At 72.1% G+C, this 22,039-nt stretch carries 20 protein-coding genes; 8 read left to right on the top strand and 12 right to left on the bottom strand.

Annotation, left to right across the window (positions count from 1 at the left end; translation table 11 throughout):
- The first annotated feature begins 122 nt into the window (after positions 1-122).
- From lipB to SPI96_RS06600, 3 genes are read left to right on the top strand one after another with little or no spacing between them, the layout of a single operon-like run.
- Positions 123-824, top strand: coding sequence for a lipoyl(octanoyl) transferase LipB (gene lipB, locus SPI96_RS06590; protein ID WP_321081567.1), 702 nt, complete (start codon positions 123-125; stop codon positions 822-824).
- Positions 821-1,831 carry a lipoyl synthase gene (gene lipA, locus SPI96_RS06595; protein ID WP_321081568.1) on the top strand — a complete coding sequence of 337 codons (1,011 nt, stop codon included), beginning with the start codon at positions 821-823 and terminating at the stop codon, positions 1,829-1,831. The genes lipB and lipA overlap by 4 nt, the downstream gene beginning before the upstream one ends.
- A 26-nt stretch (positions 1,832-1,857) precedes the next feature.
- A complete protein-coding gene (locus SPI96_RS06600; RefSeq protein WP_321081569.1) occupies positions 1,858-2,667 on the top strand; it encodes a DUF4191 domain-containing protein in 810 nt (269 codons plus the stop codon).
- 106 nt (positions 2,668-2,773) lie between these two features.
- Here SPI96_RS06600 and SPI96_RS06605 read toward each other — a convergent pair whose 3' ends face one another.
- On the bottom strand, positions 2,774-3,346 hold the full coding sequence (locus tag SPI96_RS06605) for an RDD family protein (protein WP_321081570.1): 573 nt from the start codon (positions 3,344-3,346) through the stop codon (positions 2,774-2,776).
- Between the two features lie 152 nt (positions 3,347-3,498).
- Here SPI96_RS06605 and glnA (SPI96_RS06610) point away from each other — a divergent pair, with 152 nt between their 5' ends.
- Complete coding sequence (glnA, locus tag SPI96_RS06610) at positions 3,499-4,923, top strand: type I glutamate--ammonia ligase (protein ID WP_321081571.1); 1,425 nt, start codon at positions 3,499-3,501, stop codon at positions 4,921-4,923.
- Between the two features lie 146 nt (positions 4,924-5,069).
- Positions 5,070-6,128, top strand: coding sequence for an LLM class flavin-dependent oxidoreductase (locus SPI96_RS06615; RefSeq protein ID WP_321081572.1), 1,059 nt, complete (start codon positions 5,070-5,072; stop codon positions 6,126-6,128).
- A gap of 70 nt (positions 6,129-6,198) precedes the next feature.
- On the opposite strand, the gene SPI96_RS06620 is transcribed toward SPI96_RS06615, so the two are convergent.
- The gene (locus tag SPI96_RS06620; RefSeq protein ID WP_321081630.1) at positions 6,199-9,309 is read right to left on the bottom strand and encodes a bifunctional [glutamine synthetase] adenylyltransferase/[glutamine synthetase]-adenylyl-L-tyrosine phosphorylase; all 3,111 of its coding nucleotides are present in this window, start codon (positions 9,307-9,309) and stop codon (positions 6,199-6,201) included.
- A 74-nt stretch (positions 9,310-9,383) separates the two neighbouring features.
- Entirely contained in the window at positions 9,384-10,724 is a 1,341-nt protein-coding gene (gene glnA / locus SPI96_RS06625; RefSeq protein ID WP_321081573.1) for a type I glutamate--ammonia ligase, read from the bottom strand.
- 37 nt (positions 10,725-10,761) lie between these two features.
- Here glnA (SPI96_RS06625) and panB point away from each other — a divergent pair, with 37 nt between their 5' ends.
- The gene (gene panB / locus SPI96_RS06630; RefSeq protein WP_321081574.1) at positions 10,762-11,646 is read left to right on the top strand and encodes a 3-methyl-2-oxobutanoate hydroxymethyltransferase; all 885 of its coding nucleotides are present in this window, start codon (positions 10,762-10,764) and stop codon (positions 11,644-11,646) included.
- 70 nt (positions 11,647-11,716) lie between these two features.
- Here the strand turns inward: panB and SPI96_RS06635 are convergent, their stop codons facing one another.
- Both SPI96_RS06635 and SPI96_RS06640 read right to left on the bottom strand, forming a co-directional pair.
- Positions 11,717-11,914, bottom strand: a complete 198-nt coding sequence (locus SPI96_RS06635; RefSeq protein WP_321081575.1) for an SPOR domain-containing protein — start codon at positions 11,912-11,914, stop codon at positions 11,717-11,719.
- Between the two features lie 52 nt (positions 11,915-11,966).
- A complete protein-coding gene (locus tag SPI96_RS06640; RefSeq protein ID WP_321081576.1) occupies positions 11,967-12,581 on the bottom strand; it encodes a hypothetical protein in 615 nt (204 codons plus the stop codon).
- 176 nt (positions 12,582-12,757) lie between these two features.
- Here SPI96_RS06640 and map point away from each other — a divergent pair, with 176 nt between their 5' ends.
- Together map and ppgK are read left to right on the top strand one after the other, a co-directional pair.
- On the top strand, positions 12,758-13,696 hold the full coding sequence (gene map, locus SPI96_RS06645; RefSeq protein ID WP_321081577.1) for a type I methionyl aminopeptidase: 939 nt from the start codon (positions 12,758-12,760) through the stop codon (positions 13,694-13,696).
- Positions 13,697-13,803: 107 nt separating this feature from the next.
- Entirely contained in the window at positions 13,804-14,628 is an 825-nt protein-coding gene (ppgK, locus tag SPI96_RS06650; RefSeq protein WP_321081631.1) for a polyphosphate--glucose phosphotransferase, read from the top strand.
- A 13-nt stretch (positions 14,629-14,641) separates the two neighbouring features.
- On the opposite strand, the gene nrdR is transcribed toward ppgK, so the two are convergent.
- The 7 genes from nrdR to SPI96_RS06685 form a co-directional block, all read right to left on the bottom strand.
- Positions 14,642-15,136, bottom strand: a complete 495-nt coding sequence (nrdR, locus tag SPI96_RS06655) for a transcriptional regulator NrdR (RefSeq protein ID WP_321081578.1) — start codon at positions 15,134-15,136, stop codon at positions 14,642-14,644.
- Between the two features lie 26 nt (positions 15,137-15,162).
- Positions 15,163-18,762 (bottom strand): DNA polymerase III subunit alpha, encoded by a 3,600-nt coding sequence (gene dnaE / locus SPI96_RS06660; protein ID WP_321081579.1) that lies wholly within the window; start codon positions 18,760-18,762, stop codon positions 15,163-15,165.
- Between the two features lie 47 nt (positions 18,763-18,809).
- Positions 18,810-19,778 carry an RluA family pseudouridine synthase gene (locus SPI96_RS06665; protein ID WP_321081580.1) on the bottom strand — a complete coding sequence of 323 codons (969 nt, stop codon included), beginning with the start codon at positions 19,776-19,778 and terminating at the stop codon, positions 18,810-18,812.
- Between the two features lie 4 nt (positions 19,779-19,782).
- Entirely contained in the window at positions 19,783-20,295 is a 513-nt protein-coding gene (gene lspA, locus SPI96_RS06670; protein WP_321081581.1) for a signal peptidase II, read from the bottom strand.
- The gene (locus SPI96_RS06675; protein ID WP_321081582.1) at positions 20,292-20,927 is read right to left on the bottom strand and encodes a DivIVA domain-containing protein; all 636 of its coding nucleotides are present in this window, start codon (positions 20,925-20,927) and stop codon (positions 20,292-20,294) included. Before SPI96_RS06675 ends, lspA begins: the two co-directional genes overlap by 4 nt.
- Before the next feature lie 123 nt (positions 20,928-21,050).
- Positions 21,051-21,353, bottom strand: a complete 303-nt coding sequence (locus SPI96_RS06680) for a YggT family protein (protein WP_321081583.1) — start codon at positions 21,351-21,353, stop codon at positions 21,051-21,053.
- Between the two features lie 6 nt (positions 21,354-21,359).
- On the bottom strand, positions 21,360-21,971 hold the full coding sequence (locus SPI96_RS06685) for a cell division protein SepF (RefSeq protein ID WP_321081584.1): 612 nt from the start codon (positions 21,969-21,971) through the stop codon (positions 21,360-21,362).
- Between the last annotated feature and the right edge of the window lie 68 nt (positions 21,972-22,039).

The raw sequence follows: 22,039 nt of genomic DNA on the forward strand, positions 1-22,039 counted from the left end.
AGTGTTCGCGCGAGGCGGACTCGGCGCGGGCCCGCGCCGTCACCTCCCAGCCTGCCGTGTCCGGTGTCGACATGTGGCGACTGTCCACAGCCGGGGTCCTCGAGACGACTAGAGTGGAGCCCATGTCCACACCCCCTCTTCCGCCCGTGCGGGTCCTCGGGCTCTCCCCTGACGTCGTCGACTATCAGGAGGCGTGGGATCTGCAGCGCTCGATCCACGCGGACGTCGTGGCCGGCCGCTCGGACGGGCAGATCCTGCTGCTCGAGCACGCCCCCGTGTACACCGCGGGCCGCCGCACCGAGGACGCCGAGCGTCCCACCGACGGCGCCCCCGTGGTGGACGTCGACCGTGGCGGGAAGATCACCTGGCACGGGCCCGGCCAGCTCGTGGGCTACCCGGTGGTCCGCCTGCGCAGCCGCGCGCACGTGCGCGACTACGTCTGGTTCATCGAGGAGCTGCTGATCCGCACCGCCGCCGAGTTTGGCGTCACGGCCGTCCGTGTGGACGGGCGTGCGGGCATCTGGCTCCACGCGGACACCGACGCGGACGGCCGTCCCCGCCCGGAGCGCAAGCTCGGCGCCATCGGGCTGGCCATCCACGACGGCGTCTCGATGCACGGGTTCGCGCTGAACTGCTCGAACTCGCTGGCCCCGTACGCCGGCATCATCGCGTGCGGCATCTCCGACGCCGCCACCACCACGCTCTCGGAGGAGACGGGCCGCACCCTGACGCCGGCCGACGTCCTCCCCGTGCTCGTCCGGCACCTCGAGGAGCTGGGCCCGGAGCACATCGCCGTCACCCCCACGGAAGGATCCGACTCATGACCGCTGCCGCACCCGAAGGACGCCGCCTGCTGCGCGTGGAGGCCCGCAACGCCGAAGTGCCCGTCGAGCGCAAGCCCGACTGGATCAAGGCGAAGGTCAAGATGGGCTCGGAGTTCATCAGCCTGAAGAACACCGTCAAGGGCTCGGGCCTGCACACCGTGTGCGAGGAGGCCGGCTGCCCGAACATCTTCGAGTGCTGGGAGGACCGCGAGGCGACCTTCCTCATCGGCGGCGACATCTGCACCCGCCGCTGCGACTTCTGCGACATCGCCTCCGGCAAGCCCGCCCCCCTGGACCCGGACGAGCCGGTCAAGGTGGCCACGAATATCCAGGAGATGGACCTGCGCTACGCGACCATCACCGGTGTGGCCCGTGATGACCAGCAGGACGGTGCCGCCGGGCTGTACGCGGAGACCATCCGCCGCGTCCACGAGATGAGCCCCACCACGGGCGTGGAGATCCTTCCCCCGGACTTCGGCGCCGTGCCGGAGCTGGTGCAGCAGGTGTTCGACGCCCGGCCGGAGGTCTTCGCGCACAACCTGGAGACCGTGCCGCGCATCTTCAAGCGCATCCGCCCGGCCTTCACCTACGAGAAGTCCCTGCGTGTGCTCACCATGGCCAAGGAGCAGGAGCTGGTCACGAAGTCCAACCTCATCCTCGGCATGGGCGAGACGGACGAGGAGATCGACAAGGCGCTCGTGGACCTCCACGAGGCCGGCTGCGACATCATCACGATCACCCAGTACGTGCGTCCCTCGAAGCTGCACCACCCGATCGACCGCTGGGTGAAGCCGCAGGAGTTCGTGAACTGGTCGAACCGGGCCGAGGAGATCGGCTTCGCCGGTGTCATGGCCGGTCCGCTCGTGCGCTCCTCCTACCGTGCCGGCAAGCTCTACGCGCAGGCCATGGAGCGTCTGGGCCGCACCATCCCCGAGCACCTGCAGCACCTGGCGGGCGAGCGCACCGCGCAGCAGGAGGCCGCCGCCGTCGTGGGGCGGATGTCCTGAGTCCCGCGGCTAGACTGGACCGCGCTATGGCCAAGAACAGTTCCTCCCCCACCTCGAACGGCTCGTCCTCCACCTCCCTCAAGGAGGTCAAGGCCATGCAGCGCGAGCGTCGCCGGCAGGTCAAGGCGGATGCGCGCGCTCAGCGCCGGGCACGCCGGGCCTCCTCCGGTCCAGGCGTGATCTCCAGCGTCAAGCAGATCTACGGGATCACCCGTGAGGCGCAGCCGCGCACGCCGCTGTACCTGGCGGGGACGGCCCTGGCCGTGCTGCTGGTGTTCCTGGTGATCGGCCTGCTGCTGAACAACTGGATCACGTGGCTGCTGATCGGCATCCCGTTCGCGGTGCTGGCGGCGGTCATCGTGCTCAACCGCATGGGCCAGCGCGCCATGTACGGGCGCCTGGAGGGCCAGACCGGCAGCGCGGGCGCGGCGATCTCCCAGCTCGGCCGCGGCTGGATCGTCTCGGAACAGCCGGTGGCCATGAACCCGCGCACGCGGGATGTGGTGTTCCGCGCGATCGGCCGGCCCGGCGTCGTGCTGGTGACCGAGGGGCCCTCCACCCGCGTGGCCCGGCTGCTGCAGAAGGAGGAGCGCGACCTGCGCCGCTTCCTGCCCGGCGTACCCGTGCACGTGGTGGAGACCGGCCGCGGCGAGAACCAGACCCCGCTGCCGGACGTGGTGCGAACCATCAAGGCCATGCCCAAGAAGCTCACCGCCAACGAGGTGGCCACCGTGGACAAGCGCCTGTCTGCGATCACCTCGCAGCGTCCGCCGATCCCCAAGGGCGTGGACCCGATGCGGGCCCGCCCAGACCGCCGCGGCCTGCGCGGCCGCTGAGCCCCGACGCCGAGTTCCGCCACGGCTGAGCCCCGAGACGAGGGCGGGGGGCCCCCCCCCCCCCCGGGGGGGGCCCCCGTCCTCGTTCCCTAGCCGGTGCAGGCGCTCACATGCGCAGCTCGACGGTGCCGGCGATGCGGTCGTGCATGCCGCGGCCGTCCGGGTCCACCACGACGGCCGGCAGCACCAGGCACAGCAGTGCGGTGCGCACGAGCACCCGCCACGGCGGGGCCTGACGCCCGCCCAGCTGCACCACCTGGGTGCGGCAGACGGCCTTGCCCACGGTGGTCGCCACCAGGCTGATCCCGATCACGTGCATGGCGGCGAACACCAGCAGCGTGGCGATGGGGTCGGAGCCGAACGCCGCGGCGGAGATCCCCAGGGCCAACGCCCAGTCGAGGCAGAGGGCCAGGATGCGCCGGGCCGCCGTCGCCAGGGAGGAGGGCCCGTGCTGGGGCAGGCCGAGCAGGTCCCCGGGCCAGCGCCCGCCGGCCCGGCCGCCGCCGGGGCCGTCCACCCAGCCGGCGAGGTCGCGCCGGGTGATCAGCGGCTCACCGGTGGGCGCAGTGCCCGAGGACGCCGTGCCCGTCGGGGCGGGGCGCTCGGGCGCGGGGCCGTCGTCGTCCTCACGGCGCCTGCGGGGGCGGTCCTGGCGGGGGTCGGGTGCTCTGCGTGCCACCGGGCCAGCCTAGTGGCCGACACGGGCCGTGTTACACGCCCGAAACACGCCGGACACCCCAGTCACACGGCGGGGACGTAGGGTGGGACACATCGCAGTCGCCCCGGGCGGCTGTGTCAGACCCAGTCGCCAGCCAAGGCCAGGAGAGCATCGTGTTCACCTCCGTCGAGGACGTCCTCGCATACATCAAGAACGAGGGCGTCGAATTCGTCGACATCCGCTTCACCGACCTGCCGGGCATGCAGCACCACTTCAACGTGCCCGCCTCCACGGTCGACGAGGACTTCTTCGTCAACGGCCAGCTGTTCGACGGCTCCTCGATCCGCGGCTTCGCCGGCATCGCCGAGTCCGACATGCAGCTGATCCCGGACGTGGAGACCGCGTTCGTGGACCCGTTCCGCATCCGCAAGACCCTCACGATGAACTTCTCCATCGTGAACCCGCGCACCGGCGAGCCCTACATGCGCGACCCGCGCGGCGTCGCCCAGCGCGCCGAGGCCTACCTGGCCTCCACGGGCATCGCCGACACCGCGTTCTTCGCCCCCGAGGCCGAGTTCTTCGTGTTCGACGACGTCCGCTACGAGTCCTCCCCCCGCCGTTCCTTCTACTCGGTGGACTCCGAGGAGGCCTGGTGGAACAGCGACCGCGAGGACGAGGGCGGCAACCTCAGCCACAAGACCGCCCTCAAGGGCGGCTACTTCCCGGTGTCCCCCACCGACAAGCAGGCCGACCTGCGCGACGAGATGTGCGCCGTGCTCACCCAGGTGGGCCTGGAGCTGGAGCGCTCCCACCACGAGGTCGGCGCCCCCGGCCAGGCGGAGATCAACTACCGCTTCAACACGCTGACCCACTCGGCGGACGACCTGCAGAAGTTCAAGTACGTCATCAAGAACGTCGCGGACACCTACGGCAAGACCGCCACCTTCATGCCGAAGCCGGTCTTCGGGGACAACGGTTCGGGCATGCACTGCCACCAGTCGCTGTGGCTGAACGGCGAGCCGCTGTTCTACGACGAGAAGGGCTACGCCAACCTCTCGGACACCGCCCGCTGGTACATCGGCGGCCTGCTCAAGCACGCCTCGGCCGTGCTGGCGTTCACCAACCCCACGGTGAACTCCTACCGCCGCCTGGTGCCGGGCTTCGAGGCCCCCGTGAACATGGTCTACTCGCAGGGCAACCGCTCCGCAGGCATCCGCATCCCGGTGACCGGGTCGAACCCGAAGGCCAAGCGCCTCGAATTCCGTGCCCCGGACGCCTCCGGCAACCCCTACCTGGCGTTCGCCGCACAGCTGATGGCCGGCCTGGACGGCATCCGCAACCGCATCGAGCCGGCCGAGCCGATCGACAAGGACCTCTACGAGCTGCCCGCCGAGGAGGCCGCGGACATCCAGAAGGCCCCGGCCTCGCTCGAGGAGGCGCTGCGCGCACTGGAGGAGGACCACGAGTTCCTGCTCGAGGGCGGTGTGTTCACCGAGGAGCTCATCCGCACCTGGATCGACTACAAGCGTGAGGCCGAGATCGCCCCCCTGGCGGCCCGCCCGAACCCGTACGAGTTCGAGCTCTACTACTCCGTGTGAGTCGCCCGGGCCCTGCCCGCCGCACCGACCGCCCGTCGCCCCGGTTTCCCCGGGACGGCGGGCAGTCGTCGTCGTGGGCCCGGAATACGGGGCGGCCGGGCCGCGCTGACGCCGGGGAACGGACCGAGGACCCCAGGAGAACCCCGATGCACGATCAGACGACGACACACCCCCCGACCACCTCCCCGGATGGCGGCGAAGCCGGTACGCCCCCGCTGTCCCTGCTCGACCTCGCCATGGTGCGCCCGGGGGCGAGCACCGCCGACGCCCTGCGGGAGTCCGTCGAGCTGGCCCGCACCGCGCAGGCCCAGGGCTTCGAACGCGTCTGGTACGCCGAGCACCACAACATGCCCTCCATCGCCTCCTCGGCCACAGCCGTGCTCGTAGCCCACGTGGCCGCCCACACGGAGACGATCCGCCTGGGAGCCGGCGGGGTCATGCTGCCCAACCACTCCCCCCTCGTGGTGGCCGAGCAGTTCGGCATGCTCGCCGAACTGCACCCGGGGCGCATCGATCTGGGGCTGGGGCGCGCCCCGGGCACCGACCACCGAACTCTGCAGGCGCTGCGCCGGGATCCGTCCGCCTCGGAGCGGTTCCCGGAGGATGTACTGGAGCTGCAGGCCTACCTGCGCGGGGACAGCCGGATCCCCGGGGTGCAGGCGTATCCGGGCACGGACACGGACGTGCCGCTGTTCATCCTCGGCTCCAGCGCGTTCGGGGCCCAGCTGGCCGCACGTCTGGGGCTGGGGTATGCGTTCGCCAGCCACTTCGCCCCGCAGATGCTCGAGCACGCCGCCCGGCTGTACCGGGAGCACTTCGAGCCCTCCGAGGCCCTGGCGGCCCCGCACCTGATCGTCGCGGCCAACGTGGTGGTCGCCGAGACCGAGCAGGAGGCCGCGCGCCAGTGGGAGGCCGTCCGCCGGGCCCGCATCCGCATGATGCTCGGCCGGGGCCGGGAGCTCACCGAGGCGGAGGTGGACGTGCTCCTGGACTCCCCGGCTGGGGAGCAGGTGCTCGAGATGCTGCGCTGCACCGCGGTGGGCACCCCCGAGCAGGTGCGCGAGCACCTGACCGGGTTCGCCCGCGGGGTGCAGGCCGATGAGCTGATCCTCACCGTGCCCGTGCCCGATCACGCCGCCCGGCTCCGCTCCCTTGAGCTGCTGGGCGAGCACGTGATCGGCGCCGGCTCGGACGCCCGGGGCTGAACGCACCGCTCGGCGGTCGCGGCCATGAGGCAGCCTGCGCCCTCAGCTGGCGCCTCCGGACACGCCGCGCTCAGAGCCCGTAGAAGCGCCGCTCGAACACCTGCCGGGCCTGACGGGTCACCCGCAGGTAGCGCTCCTCGACGTCGGGCCCGTCCGCGGCCCCGGCCAGGTGGGCGACGGCGTCGAGGTCCCGGGCGTTGGTGGGCAGCACGTCCGCGGTGCGCCCGGTCCACAGCACCAGGGCGCCGCGCACCCGGGTGGCCAGCAGCCAGGCCTCCTCGAGGATCGCGACCTCACCGGGGGCGAGCAGCTCGTGGCGGGCCAGGGCGCGCAGTGCCGGCAGGGTGCCGGTGACGCGCAGCTCGGGCAGCTCGTGGGCGTGGCGCAGCTGCAGGGACTGCACGAGCCACTCGACGTCGGAGAGGCCGCCGCGGCCGAGCTTGACGTGGCGGGCCGGGTCGGCACCGCGGGGCAGCCGTTCGCCCTCCACGCGCGCCTTGATCCGCCGGATCTCCCGGGCCTCGGCGGTGCTGAGCCCGGAGCCGTAGCGCACGGAGTCCGCCCAGCGGCGCACGTCGTCCGCGAGCGCCTCGTCCCCGGCGACGGGCCGGGCCCGCAGCAGGGCCTGGCGCTCCCAGACCTCCGCCCAGCGGGCGTGGTACTCGCGGTAGGAATCGAGGGTGCGCACGAGGGCACCCTGGCGGCCCTCGGGGCGCAGGCCGGCGTCGACCTCGAGCGGCTGTTCGCCGGGCAGCGGCGGGGCGGCCGGCTGCTTCAGGAGGGTGATCACGGTGCGGGCGACCGTCTCGGCCTCGGCGGCGGCACGGTCCGGGTCGGCGCCGGGGCGGGGCCGGTGGACGAACAGGGCGTCCATGTCGGAGCCGTAGGAGATCTCCCGGCCGCCCTGGCGGCCCATGGCGACCACCACGACGTCGGTGCTCGGCTCGTCCTGGCCGGCGGCCTGGGCCTGGGCCAGGCGCAGGGCCCCCATGACGGCGGCCTGGTCGGCGTCGGCGAGGGCCTGGCCGACCTCCTCGAGGCCGAGCAGGCCTGCGGTGTCGGCCAGGGCGGTGCGCAGGATCTCGCGGCGGCGGATCTGGCGCACGTGGCGCATGGCCCGGGCGGGGGTCTCGCCGTCGGCGTGGCGGTCCATGCGGGCGGTGACTTCGGACCAGAGGGTGGGCAGCGGGCGGGGGGCGAGCTCGCGGCTGTCGCCCACCCAGGCGGCGGCCTCGGGGGTGTGCTCGAGCAGGTCCCCGACGAGGCGGGACCCGGCGAGCACGGTGCACAGGCGGCGGGCCGCGTCGGTGGAGTCCCGGAGCATGCGCAGGAACCACGGGGAGGAGCCCAGGGACTCGGAGATGCGGCGGAAGGCGAGCAGGCCGGCGTCGGGGTCGGCGCCGTCGGCGAACCAGCCGAGCATGACCGGCAGCAGCTGGCGCTGGATCCCGGCCCGGCGGGAGACGCCGCGGGTGAGGGCCTCGATGTGGGCCAGGGCGGCGCGCGGGTCCCGGTAGCCGAGGGCGGCCAGGCGTTCGCGCACGGCCTCGGGGGTGAGGCGGACGTCGCCGTCGCTGAGGGCGGCGGTGGTGGAGAGCAGGGGCCGGTAGAAGACGGTCTGGTGGAGGCCGAGTACCTGGCGGCGGATCTCGGTGTAGTGCTCGATCAGGTCCTCGGCGGAGGCGGGCTCGGTGTGTCCGGCTCCGCGCATGGAGCGGGCGACGACGCGCCGGCTCTCGGGTTTGACGGGCATCAGGTGGGTGCGGCGCAGGTGCACGAGCTGGATGCGGTGCTCGAGCACGCGCAGCCACCGGTAGTCGTCGTCGAAGGCGGCGGCGTCGGCGGGGCTCATGTAGCTGGCCCGCTGCAGGGCGTCGACGGCGTCCAGGGTGGAGCGCACGCGCACGGTCTCGTCGGCGCGGCCGTGGACGAGCTGGAGCAGCTGGGCGGTGAACTCGACGTCCCGCAGGCCGCCGGGGCCGAGCTTGATCTCGCGGTCCTTCTCGCCGCGGGCGATGGTGTCGATCACGCGGGTGCGCATGGCCCGGACCGAGTCCACGAACCCCTCCCGGGTGGAGGACTCCCAGACGCGCGGCCAGATCCGTTCCACGTAGCGGCGGCCGAGTTCCGGGGAACCGGCCACGGGGCGGGCCTTGAGCAGGGCCTGGAACTCCCAGCCGTGGGCCCAGCGGCGGTAGTACTCCTCGTGGGAGTCGAGGGTGCGGCTCAGGGCGCCGTCCTTGCCCTCGGGGCGCAGGTTGGCGTCCACCTCCCACAGGCCGGGCTCGGGGGCGGCTCCGGTGATCGCCCGGGAGATGCCGGAGGCCAGCTCCGCGGCCAGGCGGGCGGCCTCGGAGCCGCTGGGGGCGGCGGGCTCGGGGGCCGGCGCGCCGGCGGTGGGGGGGCCGTCGTCGGGGGCGGCGGGGCGGACGTCGTGGACGAACACGACGTCCACGTCCGAGACGTAGTTCAGCTCGCGCGCCCCGCATTTGCCCATGCCGATCACGGCGAGCTCGACGGCGGCCACGGCCTCGCCCTCGCGGGCGGTGAGCTCGGCGCGGGAGACGGCCAGGCCGGCCTCGAGGGCGGCGCCGGCGAGGTCGGCCAGCCACGCCCCCACCGAGGGCATGGCCGCGCCCGGGTCCGTGGAGGCCAGGTCTGCCAGGGCGATCGCGGTGAGCTGGCGCCGGTAGGCCTCGCGCAGGGCGACGGCGGCCTCGGCCCCGGTGAGCGCGGCCACCGGGGGCTCGGCGGCCGGGTCTGCGCCGACGGCCTCCAGGAGCAGGCGGCGCAGGTCGGCGGCGGCGTCCTGCCAGTCGGTGCCTCCGGCGGGGTCGGGCTGGGCCAGGGCCGGGGCGGTGGCGGCCGCGGCGGCCGGGTCCAGGAAGAGGTCGACGTGCTCGGGGCGGCGGATCAGGAACTCGCCCAGGGCGGTGGAGGCACCGAGCAGGCGCACCAGGGGCACGGCGACCTCCGGGTCCGTCAGGGCCGCCGGCAGGGCCGGGGCCCGCTCAGCCAGGCGCACCACGAGCAGCAGTGCCGCGTCCGGGTCCGCGGCGTGCGGCAGGGCGGCCAGCAGGGGGCCGAGGTCCCGCCCCTCGAGGGCGGAGGAGGTCAGGAAGGACTCGGCGCGGCGCAGGTCCGCCACGCCCGCCTGCACCAGTCCGCGGCGGTGGGGCAGCTCCCCACGGCGCTCGCCGCCGCCGGCCGGTGTCCCGGTGCCCACGGCGGGTGTCCCGGTGTCCACGGCGGGCCTCAGAGCCCGGAGAGGTAGCGCCGCAGCTCGTACGGTGTGACCTCCACACGGTAGTCGTCCCACTCCTGGCGCTTGTTGCGCAGCAGGGCGTCGAACACGTGCTCGCCGAGCACCGAGGCGACGAACTCCGACTCCTCGGCGCGCCGGACGGCGTCGTGCAGGGTGCCCGGCATGGGGGTGTGCCCGAGCACCCGACGCTCGTTGGAGGTCAGGGAGAACACGTCCTCCGTGACCGGCTCGGGCAGCTCGTAGCCCTCGCGGATGCCCTTCAGACCTGCGGCGATCAGCAGCGCGTAGGCCAGGTACGGGTTCGCGGAGGCGTCCAGGCCGCGGTACTCGATGCGGGCGGACCCGGCCTTGTCCGGCTTGTAGAGCGGCACCCGCACGAGCGCCGAGCGGTTGTTGTGACCCCAGGAGACGTAGGCCGGGGCCTCGTCCCCGCCCCACAGGCGCTTGTAGGAGTTCACGAACTGCTGGGTGACCACGCTGACCTCGTCGGCGTGGCGCAGCAGGCCGGCGATGAACTGCCGGCCGGTCACGGACAGGCGGAACTCGTCCGACGGGTCGTAGAACGCGTTCTCGTCCCCCTCGAACAGGGAGAAGTGGGTGTGCATGCCGGAGCCGGGGTGGTGGGCGAACGGCTTGGGCATGAAGGTGGCGTAGTTGCCCTGCCGGGCGGCGACCTCCTTCATGACGGCACGGAAAGTCATGACGTTGTCCGCCGTGGTGAGGGCGTCGGCGGCGCGCAGGTCGATCTCATTCTGGCCGGGGCCGGTCTCGTGGTGGCTGAACTCCACGGAGATGCCCATGTCCTCCAGGAGGGTGACGGCGTCGCGGCGGAAGTCGGTGGCGTCCCCGCCGGGGACGTTGTCGAAGTAGCCGGCGGAGTCCACGGGCACGGGCTGGCCGTCGGGGCCGGGCTGGTCCGAGGCGAGCAGGTAGAACTCGATCTCCGGGTGGGTGTAGCAGCTGAAGCCCATGGCGGAGGCCTCGTCGAGCACCCGGCGCAGCACGTGGCGGGGGTCGGCGCCGGCGGGGCGGCCGTCCGGGGTGAGCACGTCGCAGAACATGCGGGAGGTCTGCCCCTGCTCGCCGCGCCAGGGCAGGATCTGGAAGGTGGAGGGGTCCGGCTGCAGCAGCATGTCCGACTCGGACACGCGCGTGTAGCCGTCGATCGAGGAGCCGTCGAAGCCGAGCCCCTCGGTGAAGGCGGCCTCGACCTCGGCCGGGGCCAGGGCCACCGACTTGAGGGTCCCGACGACGTCGGTGAACCAGAGACGCACGAAGCGCACGTCCCGATCCTCGATGGTGCGGAGCACGAAGTCCTGCTGACGGTCCATGGGGGCCACCCTACTGTGCCGCCGTAGACTCGCGCCCATGTCCAACACCTCCGACACCTCCGCGTCCCCCTACCCGAGCCCGCACCGCGCCCCCTCGGCTGACGCCGCCCCGGCCGCGCCCGCCCGCTACCGCACCGTGCACCTGCAGCGGGCCAAGGATGAGGGCCGCCGCTTCGCGATGCTCACCTGCTACGACGCGATGACGGCCGCGGTGTTCGATGAGGCCGGCGTGGAGGTGCTGCTGGTGGGCGACTCCCTCGGCAGCACCGTGCTGGGCCACTCCTCGACCCTGCCGGTGACCCTGGACGAGATGGTGCTGTTCGCCGGGGCCGTGGTGCGCGGGGCCCGGCGCGCGTTCGTGGTGGCGGACCTGCCCTTCGGCTCCTACGAGGCCTCCCCTGAACAGGCCGTGGCCGCCGGCGTCCGGCTGCTGAAGGAGGCCGGGGCGCACGCCGTGAAGGCCGAGGGCGGGGCCCGGTTCGCCCCGCATGTGGCGGCGATGGTCGCCGCGGGCGTGCCGGTCATGGGCCACATCGGCTTCACCCCCCAGTCCGAGCACGTGCTCGGCGGCTACCGGGTGCAGGGCCGTGGCGAGGGGGCCGCCGACCAGCTGATCGCCGACGCACTCGCCCTGCAGGAGGCCGGCGCGTTCGCCGTGCTCATGGAGATGGTGCCCACCCCGGTGGCCCAGGCCGTGGACCGGGCCCTGCGGGTGCCCACGGTGGGCATCGGCGCCGGCCCGGTCACCACCGGCCAGGTGCTCGTGTGGCAGGACATGCTGGGCCTGGGCTCGGGCCGCACCCCCCGCTTCGTGCGGCAGTACGCCGCCGTCGGGGAGATCATGGGCGAGGCCGTGCGCGCCTACCGGCAGGACGTGCTCGACGGCGAGTTCCCCGCCCCGGAGCACACCTTCGAAGGCTGAACGCACGCCGGCGAGGGCTGAACGCACACCCGCGGGCTGAGACCCCAGGGGGCGCGGAGCGTCCGAGGGGTCAGGGGCGGGCGCCCCAGTCGTCATCCTCCTCGTCCTGGGCGTCGGCGGCCTCGTTGTTGGCGCGGACGCGCTCCAGGGCGGCCTGGGCCTCCTGGCGGGTGGCGTAGGGGCCGAGCAACTCCTTCCAGTCGGACTGGGCGCCGACCTCGACCTCGTGCGTGCGGACGTTGAACCAGTACTCGGTGGTGTCGCTCATGCCGTCACCCTAGAGGGTGGAGGCCATGCAGGTCCTGGCCCGGCCGACGGGCTCACTGCGGCTGGTGGTCGAGGGTCATCTCCGCGCCGTCGGCGGAGAGGACGAGGCGACTGCCCTGGTCGGCGACCTCGATCTCGCCCACGAACAGGTCCTGGGCGAGAGCCGAGAACCGCTCCGTCTGCGGGGTGCTGGCAGTACATGCCTCCGCCCTCTGGTAGGCGGACTTCGTGCCGACCCACGTCGTCTCGGACACCACCTCGATGTCGAAGAGGAACGAGGGGCAGGTGGGGACGAGGAGGCGGAAGCTCCTCTTCCCCTCCGGGATCAGCACCGTCGGGTCCGCGGGGATCTCCAGCTCCTCCCCTCCGTGGGCCACGCGGGTGATGGTGTAGGCCACGGTCGGCTCCTCGGCCGCCTCCTCGGACGACGTCGGCGACACCGGGGTCGGGTCCACTCGCTCGGGCTCCCCGGGGGACGTGGAGTGGGGGATGCCTGAGCTCGTGGCCGACGCGTCCGTCCGGGTGGAGGTGCGCAGGGAGTCCACCTCGTCCTGGGCGCGGCACCCGCTCACGCCGAGGACGAGCCCCGCACAGGCGAGGAGGGCGAGGGCCCGCCGGGGGGCCGTGCGCCCCGCACCAGGGGCGGCTGGGATGTGACGACTGACCATGGGATCCCTCCTTGAACACCCCGGACGCATGCCCGGATACTGAGGATCTTCACATCGGAAGTGAGAAAAGTCAACTAAACCTGTGCACACCCCTTCACCCGACGTTCCCGGTGGTGCCGCGACGTCACCAAGGCCACGGGGGCGACCCTGCAGGGCCGGGCGATACCCTGGAGCGCATGTCGACCTCCGCAGCGCCCGAGACCTCCCACAACGGACCCCGCCCGGACGGGCCGCCGGCGCCGGAGCCGGGTGCGCTCGCCCCCGTCGGGGCCCTCACCCCCGGTGAGCAGTCCCCCGCCCCCGCCGTGCCCGCCTCAATCCCGCGGCCGGACTACGTGGGCAAGGTGAACCCGAATGAGGGCGGTGCCTCGGACGTCTACGACGCCGCCGGCGTCGAGCGCATCCGTGCCGCCGGCCGTCTGGCCGCGCAGGCGATGGAGCACACCGCCGCCCACATCCGCCCCGGCGTCACCACCGACGAGCTGGACCGCATCGCCCACGCCTTCCTCGTGGAGCACGGCGCCTACCCCTCCTGCCTGGGCTACCGCGGGTTCCCCCGGTCGATCTGCACCTCCCTGAACGAGGTCATCTGCCACGGCATCCCGGACTCGACCGTCCTGGAGGACGGGGACATCGTGAACCTCGACATCACCGCCTACCTGGACGGCGTGCACGGGGACCACAACCGCACCTACCTGGTGGGCGAGGTGGACGAGCAGTCCCGCCTGCTGGTCGAACGGACCGAGGAGGCCATGATGCGCGGCATCCGCGCCGTCAAGCCCGGCCGCCAGGTCAACGTGATCGGCCGTGCCATCGAGTCCTATGCCAAGCGCTTCGGCTACGGCGTGGTCCGGGACTTCATCGGCCACGGCGTCGGCGTCGACTTCCACTCCGGCCTCGTGATCCCCCACTACGACGCCGCCCCCGCCCACGACCGCCTGCTCGTGCCCGGCATGGTGTTCACCATCGAGCCGATGATCACCCTGGGCACCATCGACTGGGACCAGTGGGACGACGGCTGGACTGTGGTGACCCGGGACCGCCAGCGCACCGCCCAGTTCGAGCACACGATCGTCGTCACCGACGACGGCGCGGAGATCCTCACCCTCCCCTGAGACCCGGGCAGAAGGCCCCCCGCGGCCCACCGCCTCCGACACCGCACGACGACCACGGGCGACGTGCTCTGCGATCCGGGCCCGGGGGTCCGTACACTGTCCGCGTGATCTTCTCCAGCGCCACTCCCCCGCCACGTCAGCCTTCGACCCCGACCCTGCTCGGCGTCGACATCGGCGGGACCGGCATGAAGGGCGGCCTCGTCCGCCTCGGCAACCGCGGCAAGTCCGGCAGCCTGCGCGGCGACCGCTTCCGCCTGCCCACCCCGCAGCCGGCCACCCCGGACACCGTCGCCCGCACGCTCGCACAGATCGTCAGCGAGCTCGACCACCGCCCCAAGGCCCCGGCCCAGGACTGCCCCGTGGGCGTCTGCTTCCCCTCCATCGTGAAGAACGGCGCCTGCCTCTCCGCGAACAACATCGACCACTCCTGGGTCGGCACCAACATCCAGGAGCGCTTCGAGGAGGCCCTCGGCCGCCCCGTCACCGTGGTCAACGACGCCGACTCCGCCGGCCTGGCCGAGGCCCGCTACGGCGCCGGCCAGGGAGTCAGCGGGCTCGTGCTCGTGATCACCCTCGGCACCGGCATCGGCGGTGCCATGGTCCACGAGGGCGTCCTGGTGCCGAACTTCGAGGTCGGCTCCCTCGAGCTCGACGGCGTCATGGCCGAGGCCCGCGCCTCCGCCAAGGCCCGCGAGCGCGAGGACCTCTCCTGGCCCGAGTACGCGGTCCGCCTGCAGCGGTTCTTCTCACACGTCGAGCGGATCTTCTCCCCCGACCTGTTCATCGTCGGCGGCGGCATCTCCAAGCGCCCGGACGACTATCTGCCCCTGCTGGACCTGAACACCCCGATCGTGCCGGCCCAGCTGAAGAACAACGCCGGCATCGTCGGCGCGGCGCTCGCGGCCCAGAGCGAGGCCGGGCTGCCGGACTGACCGGCCCCGCCGTTCAACGGGAGGACAGGCGCGGCTGCACGCCGGCGCGGCGCCGGGCCTGTCCCTCCTGGGCTCGCAGCACCGCGATCTCCTCCTCGAAGTCCTCCAGGGAGTCGAAGTCCCGGTAGACGGAGGCGAAGCGCAGGTAGGCGACCAGGTCCAGCCGGCGCAGCGGCCCGAGGATGGCCAGGCCGACGTCGTGGGCGTCCACCTCGGCGTTGCCCGAGGCACGCACGGCCTCCTCGACCTCCTGGGCGAGCACGGCGAGGTCGTCATTCGAGACGGGCCGGCCCTGGCAGGCCTTGCGCACCCCGTTGATCACCTTGGAACGCTCGAACGGCTCAGCCACCCCGGAGCGCTTGACCACCGTGAGGGCGGTGGTCTCCATGGTGGTGAAGCGCTTGCCGCAGGCGCGGCACTGGCGGCGACGGCGGGTGGCCGAGCCGTCCTCCAGGGAGCGGGAATCCACCACACGGGACTCCTCGTGGCGGCAGTACGGGCAGTGCATGGGCTCTCCTTCCGCGCGGACCGGCCTCAGCCGAGACAGGCCGGGCCGAGCAGGATCTTCAGGTCCCCGAAGAGGGCGGGCGTGGGGTTGACCCGGAAGCCGGGGCCGAGCTGGAACTCCTGCACCCCGGTCTGGCCGGTGAGGCTCAGGCGCACCTCCGTGCCGCCCTCATGGGTGCGCAGCACGTCGGCGAGCTGGGCGATGACCCGCTCAGTGGCCTTGAACGCGGGCATGGTGATCCGCAGGGGACCGCCGCCGGCCTCGCTGAGCTCCGGGATGGTCAGCTCCATCGCCGAGAGCACCACCGAGCCGTCGTCGCGGCGCTGCACGCGCCCCTTGACGGCCACCACGAGGTCCTCGGCGAGCATCATCGCGATCGGTGCGTAGACCTGCCCGAAGAACATCACATCCATCGACGCGCCGAGGTCCTCGACCTCGCAGCGCGCGTAGGCGTTGCCGGAGGACTTGGCGATGCGCCGCTCCAGGGAGGTGATGAGCCCGGCGATGGTGACGATCGCGCCGTCGCCGGGGCCGTCGTCGTCGAGGATCCGGGAGATCTGCGTGTCCGCGAACTGGCCCAGCACACCCTCCAGCCCCTGCAGGGGGTGGTCGGAGACGTACAGGCCCAGCATCTCGCGCTCGAAGGCCAGCTTCTCCTTCTTGGGCCACTCGTCCAGCTCCGGGACGGCGACGCCGTCACCGGCCGCCGGGGCGTCCTCCTGTGTGGAGCCGCCCAGGGCGAACAGGTCGAAGGTGAACTCGCCGTGGTCCTCCTTGCGCTTCTGCTGCACGGTGGCGTCCACGGCCTCCTCGTGCACCGCCAGCAGCGCCCGGCGGGTATAGCCGAGCGAGTCGAAGGCCCCGGCCTTGATCATGGACTCCACGGTGCGCTTGTTGCACACCACCAGCGGCACCTTGGCCAGGAAGTCGCCGAACCCGGTGTAGGCGCCCTTGTCCTCGCGCGCCTGCACCATGCCCTTGACGACGTTCGCGCCCACATTGCGCACCGCGCCCATGCCGAAGCGGATGTCCTGGCCCACCGGGGTGAAGGTCAGGTGGGACTCGTTGACGTCCGGGGGCAGCACCGTGATGCCCATGTGGCGGCACTCGTTCAGGTACATGGCCAGCTTGTCCTTGTCGTCGCCCACCGAGGTGAGCAGCGCCGCCATGTACTCCGCGGGGAAGTGCGCCTTCAGGTACGCCGTCCAGTAGGACACCAGACCGTAGGCGGCCGAGTGCGCCTTGTTGAACGCGTAGTCCGAGAACGGCAGCAGGATGTCCCAGAGCGCCTTGACCGCGCCCTCCGAGAATCCGCGGTCCAGCATGCCCTGGTGGAACGCCTCGTACTGCTTGTCCAGCTCGGACTTCTTCTTCTTGCCCATCGCGCGGCGCAGGATGTCCGCCTGGCCGAGCGAGTACCCGGCCACCTTCTGGGCGATCGCCATCACCTGCTCCTGGTACACGATCAGGCCGTAGGTGGTGTCCAGGATGTCCTTGAGCGGCTCGGCCAGCTCCGGGTGGATCGGGGTGATCTCCTGCTGCCCGTTCTTGCGCAGCGCGTAGTTCGTGTGCGAGTTCGCACCCATGGGGCCCGGACGGTACAGGGCGATGGTCGCCGAGATGTCCTCGAAGTTGTCCGGGCGCATCATCTTCAGCAGCGAGCGCATGGGGCCGCCGTCGAGCTGGAACACGCCCAGGGTGTCGCCGCGGGCGAGCAGCTCGTAGGAGGCCGGGTCGTCCACGTCGAGGGTCTCGAGATCGAGGTCCACCCCGCGGTTGGCCTTCACGTTCTCGATGGCGTCCGAGATGATCGTCAGGTTCCGCAGGCCCAAGAAGTCCATCTTGATCAGCCCGAGCCCCTCCGCAGTGGGGTAGTCGAACTGCGTGATGACCTGCCCGTCCTGCAGGCGCCGCATGATCGGGATGACGTCGATCACCGGATGCGAGGACATGATGACGCCGGCCGCGTGCACACCCCACTGGCGCTTGAGCCCCTCGATGCCCTTGGCGGTCTCGAAGACCTCCCGGGCCACCGGGTCCGTGGCGATCAGCTGGCGGAAGTCCCCGGCCTCGGCGTAGCGCTTGGCCTCCGGATCCTCGATGTCCTTCAGGGGGATGTCCTTGGCCATCACCGCCGGCGGCAGCGCCTTCGTGAGGGCCTCACCCATGGAGAACGGCTGGTCCATCACACGGGCCGAGTCCTTCAGGGCCTGCTTCGTCTTGATGGTGCCGTAGGTGACGATCATCGTGACGCGCTCGTCCCCGTACTTGCGGGTGACGTAGTCGATCACCTCGGAGCGGCGGCGATCATCGAAGTCGACGTCGAAGTCCGGCATGGACACACGGTCCGGGTTGAGGAAGCGCTCGAAGATCAGCCCGTGGCGCAGCGGATCCAGGTCCGTGATGCGCAGCGCGTACGCCACCATCGAGCCGGCACCGGAACCACGCCCGGGCCCCACCCGGATCCCGTTGTCCTTGGCCCAGTTGATGAAGTCGGCCACCACGAGGAAGTACCCCGGGAAGCCCATCTTGATGATGACCTCGAGCTCGTAGTCCGCCTGCTTGCGCACATGGTCCGGCACACCCTCCGGGAAGCGGTAGGCCAACCCGGCGGCGACCTCCTTGATCAGCCAGCTGGTCTCGTCCTCACCCTCGGGCGTGGGGAACAGCGGCATGTAGTTGGCGTCCGTGTCGAACTCCACCTCGCACCGCTCAGCGATCAGCAGAGTCGAATCGCAGGCCTCCGGAATCTCCGCGAACAGCTGACGCATCTGCCGCGGGGACTTCAGGTAGTACTCCGTGCCCGTGAACGCGAAGCGCGAACCGCCCTGATCGTAGGTGGGCTCGTTGAGCTTGGAACCGGACTGGATGGCCAGCAGCGCCTCATGGGCCTTGGCGTCGTGCTCGTGCGTGTAGTGCAGGTCGTTCGTGGCCACCAGCGGCAGGCCGAGGTCCTTGGCCAGGCGGCGCAGATCCTCGATCACCCGCTTCTCGATGTCCAGGCCGTGCTGCATGATCTCGCAGAAGAAGTTGTCCCGGCCGAAGATGTCCCGGAACTCAGCGGCCGCCTCCACGGCCTCCTTGTACTGGCCCAGGCGCAGACGCGTCTGCACCTCGCCGGAGGGGCAGCCCGTCGTCGCGATCAGGCCCCCCGCGTAGGTGTTCAGCAGCTCCCGGTCCACACGCGGCCACTTCGCGTACACCGAGTCCAGGGAGGCGATCGACCCCATCTTGAACAGGTTGTGCATGCCCTGAGTGGTCTCGGAGAGCAGGGTCATGTGCGTGTAGGCGCCGCCGCCGGAGACGTCGTCCCCGCGCTGGTGCGGCTCACCCCAGCGGATCTTCTCCTTGTCCGAGCGGTGCTGGTGGCCCGGCGTCAGGTAGGCCTCCAGCCCGATGATCGGCTTGATGCCCGCCTTCGTGGCCTTGTTCCAGAAGTCGAACGCGCCGAACAGGTACCCGTGGTCCGTGATCGCCAGCGAGTCCATGCCGAGCCGGTGGGCCTCCGCGAACAGGTCGTCCAGCTTCGCGGCGCCGTCGAGCATCGAGTACTCGGTGTGCGTGTGCAGGTGGACGAACCCGCCGTCCTTGAGGGCCTCGGCGCGGGCGTCGTCGGTCACGGTCATGCGGGGCGAACCTCCAGGCTCGGGACGGGATGCGGGGCCGCCCCAGCCTACTCCCCGGTCTCCTGCCCGCGCAGGACGGCCAGGGCGTGGGCGAGGTCCCCCGGATACGGCGAGACCAGCTCGAGCCGCTCCCCCGTCACCGGGTGCGGCAGCACCAGGCGGTGGGCGTGCAGCCACTGCCGGGTCAGGCCCAGCTCGGCGGCCAGGCGCGGGTCGGCGCCGTAGGTGAGGTCCCCGGCGCAGGGGTGGCGCAGCGCGGACATGTGCACGCGGATCTGGTGGGTGCGGCCGGTCTCCAGATGGATCTCCAGCAGCGTGGCCCTGCCGAACACCTCGAGGGTCTCGTAGTGCGTCACGGAGGGGCGGCCGTCGTCGACCACCGCGAAGCGCCACTGGTGGCCGGGGTGCCGGCCGATGGGCGCGTCCACGGTGCCCTGCAGCGGGTCCGGGATGCCCTGCACCACCGCGTGGTAGACCTTCTCCGGCACGCGCTGGCGGAACTGGTCCTTCAGGGCCGTGTAGGCCCGCTCCGTCTTGGCGACCACCATGATCCCGGTGGTGCCGACGTCGAGCCGGTGCACGATCCCCTGCCGCTCGGCCGCACCCGAGGTGGAGATGCCGTAGCCGAGTGCGGCGAGCCCGCCGACCACTGTGGGGCCGAACCATCCCGGGGAGGGGTGCGCGGCCACCCCGGTGGGCTTGTCCACCGCCAGCAGCTCCTCGTCCTCGTACAGGACGGTCAGGTCCTCCACGGTCTCTGCCCTCACTTCCATCGGGTCGGGGTCCGCGGGCATGTCCACGGCCAGGGTCTCCCCCGCCACCGCCTTCGCGGACTTCACCAGCACGCGGTCGCGTCGGCCGGTGCGGCTCTCGGCGCGCACGAGCCCGCGGGCGAACAGGTCCGCCAGGGACGCACGGGACACCCCGAACGCGTCGGCCAGCACGGCGTCCGCGCGGCGGCCCGCCTGGTCCGGCGTCACCTCGAGGTGTTCGACGACGCCCGGTCGCAGCCCCATGCGCTCAGCCCTCCCGGGTGCCGTCGAGGCGACGGCCGGTCAGCACGAGCACGCACACGACGGCCATGGCGCACACGATGAACGAGTCCGCCACGTTGAACACCGCGAAGTGCGGCACCGAGATCATGTCCACCACATGGCCGCGGCCGAAGGCCGGGGGCCGGAACAGGCGGTCGGTGAGGTTGCCCAGCACACCACCGAGCAGGGCACCCAGGCACAGCGCCCACGGCAGTGAGCGCACCCGGGTCACCAGCAGCACCACCACGACGGCGGCCACCGCCGCTTGGATGAGCGTGAACACCCACGTGGCGCCCGTGCCGATGGAGAATGCCGCCCCAGGGTTGAGCAGGTAGTGCCAGTTCAGCAGCCCCGGGATCACGGGGATGGTCTGACCCAGCTGCATGGTGCGCTCGACGAGCGCCTTGGTGAGCTGATCGGCACCGTAGGCGAGCACGGCGATGCCGAGCGCCGCGGCCTGCAGGCCCCGGACGCCGGCGGCGCGCTGCGGACGGCTCACACCGTGCCCTGGGCCGGCTCCACGCGCGGCTGGGAGCTGATCTCACGCAGCTGGCCCTCGATGTAGGAGGTCAGGCGGGCGCGGTAGTCAGTCTCGAAGGCGCGCAGCCGCTCGACCTCGGTCTCGAGGGTGCTGCGTGAGGCCTCCAGCTCGGTGAGGGTTCGGGTGCGCGTCTCCTCGGCCTCACGCACCACGGTGGCAGCGGTGGTCTCGGCCTCGGCGACGATCTGGTCGCGGCGCTTCTCGCCCTCGGCCACGTACTCGTCGTGCAGACGCTGGGCCATGGCGAGGACGCCGGCCGCGGAGGTGGATGCCGTCTCCACCGGATCCGGCGCAGACGCCGGGGCCGGCTCGGCGGCGACCGGCGTAGCGGGGGCCTGGGCGGCAGCCGGGGCCGGCTCTGCCTGCACGGGCAGGGCGGTGGTGGCGGGGCCGGTGCCCGTGGCCTGCGTGTCGGCGTTGGCACGGCACTGCTCGAGCTCGGCGCGCAGGCGCTCGTTCTCGTCGGTGAGGCGCTTGAGCTCCTCGACCACGTCATCCAGGAAGTCCTCCACCTCGGTCCGCTCGTAGCCCTCACGGAACTTGGTGATCTGGAAATCCTTGTTGACCACGTCCTCCCAGGTCAGTGCCATGGACGTCCACCCTTCTCGCTTCGTCGGTCGACCCGCCGGGCGCGCTCCGGGCGCGTCCGCCGAGCCCCGGCGGCGTGTCGTCCAGGACGATACCACCGCCCACCGCGCAGGAGCGGGGCCGCGTCAGGCGAGCGGCTGGGAGCCCAGGGTGACCACCAGGACGCGCAGCAGCACCACGACGAAGAAGACGACGAGGAAGCGCACGTCCAGGGCGACCGCACCCAGCCGCAGCGGCGGGACGAAGCGCCCCACGGCGTTCAGGGGCGGGTCCGTGAGCCGGTAGACGCCGGTGGCCACCACCAGCGCCGCGCCCCGCGGGCGCCACCCGGGCACGAACGAGCGCACGACGTCCACCACGATGCGCACGATCAGCACCGCCATGACGACGGTCAGGGCGATGTACAGCAGCGCGAGGAGCAGGTCCACGGCGGATCAGTCGCCGTCGTAGAGGGAGCCGGCCTCGGAGCCCGCGCCGTCCTCGCCCACGACCTCCACGTTGGAGGGAGTCAGCAGGAACACCTTGGAGGTGATGCGGGAGATGGACCCGTGCAGACCGAAGACCAGGCCGGCGGCGAAGTCCACGAGGCGCTTGGCCTCGTTCTCGCCGAGCTCGGTGACGTTCATGATCACGGGCATGCCGGAGCGGAAGGCCTCGCCGATCGACTTCGCGTCATTGTAGGAGCGGGGGTGGACGGTGGAGAGGGTGCGCACGGCTGCTCCTTCGGCCGACGACGCGGCGGCTCGCTTGATGGGGGTGACGGGGGCACGGTAGCCCGGCTCATCGGGCTCCGCGAGGACGGGGCGGCGCGGGGCCGGCTCCGGCTCGGGGGCGACGCTGGAGCCGGCTCCCGTGGAGGGGACCGGGGCGACGTCGGCGACGTGGCTCGGCTCGGTCATGTGCTCGTCCTCGAGGTCCGAGGCACGACGCGCGGCGACGACCTCCCTGCGGTCGTCTGCACGAGGGGCCGGGCGCACCTGTTCCTCGTACTCGTCGCCGTCGGCGAGGCCGAGGTAGATCATCGTCTTCTTCAGGCCGCCAGCCATGTCCCATCCTTCGCCATGTCCTGCGTCGGCGCGATGCGCCGCCGCGCTCCGGTCGGTCGGTCGCCCCG

The sequence above is a fragment of the Micrococcus sp. genome, assembly GCF_034179925.1.
Classification (GTDB): Bacteria; Actinomycetota; Actinomycetes; order Actinomycetales; family Micrococcaceae; genus Micrococcus.

Excerpts from the sequence above, each read along its gene's own strand:
- nrdR (WP_321081578.1), bottom strand. The coding sequence starts at position 15,136 with ATGCACTGCCCGTACTGCCGCCACGAGGAGTCCCGTGTGGTGGATTCC.
- map (WP_321081577.1), top strand. The coding sequence starts at position 12,758 with ATGTCGACCTCCGCAGCGCCCGAGACCTCCCACAACGGACCCCGCCCG.
- SPI96_RS06640 (WP_321081576.1), bottom strand. The coding sequence starts at position 12,581 with ATGGTCAGTCGTCACATCCCAGCCGCCCCTGGTGCGGGGCGCACGGCC.
- SPI96_RS06685 (WP_321081584.1), bottom strand. The coding sequence starts at position 21,971 with ATGGCTGGCGGCCTGAAGAAGACGATGATCTACCTCGGCCTCGCCGAC.
- lipB (WP_321081567.1), top strand. The coding sequence starts at position 123 with ATGTCCACACCCCCTCTTCCGCCCGTGCGGGTCCTCGGGCTCTCCCCT.
- panB (WP_321081574.1), top strand. The coding sequence starts at position 10,762 with ATGTCCAACACCTCCGACACCTCCGCGTCCCCCTACCCGAGCCCGCAC.
- SPI96_RS06675 (WP_321081582.1), bottom strand. The coding sequence starts at position 20,927 with ATGGCACTGACCTGGGAGGACGTGGTCAACAAGGATTTCCAGATCACC.
- SPI96_RS06600 (WP_321081569.1), top strand. The coding sequence starts at position 1,858 with ATGGCCAAGAACAGTTCCTCCCCCACCTCGAACGGCTCGTCCTCCACC.
- SPI96_RS06615 (WP_321081572.1), top strand. The coding sequence starts at position 5,070 with ATGCACGATCAGACGACGACACACCCCCCGACCACCTCCCCGGATGGC.
- lipA (WP_321081568.1), top strand. The coding sequence starts at position 821 with ATGACCGCTGCCGCACCCGAAGGACGCCGCCTGCTGCGCGTGGAGGCC.
- glnA (WP_321081573.1), bottom strand. The coding sequence starts at position 10,724 with ATGGACCGTCAGCAGGACTTCGTGCTCCGCACCATCGAGGATCGGGAC.
- dnaE (WP_321081579.1), bottom strand. The coding sequence starts at position 18,762 with ATGACCGTGACCGACGACGCCCGCGCCGAGGCCCTCAAGGACGGCGGG.
- SPI96_RS06635 (WP_321081575.1), bottom strand. The coding sequence starts at position 11,914 with ATGAGCGACACCACCGAGTACTGGTTCAACGTCCGCACGCACGAGGTC.
- SPI96_RS06665 (WP_321081580.1), bottom strand. The coding sequence starts at position 19,778 with ATGGGGCTGCGACCGGGCGTCGTCGAACACCTCGAGGTGACGCCGGAC.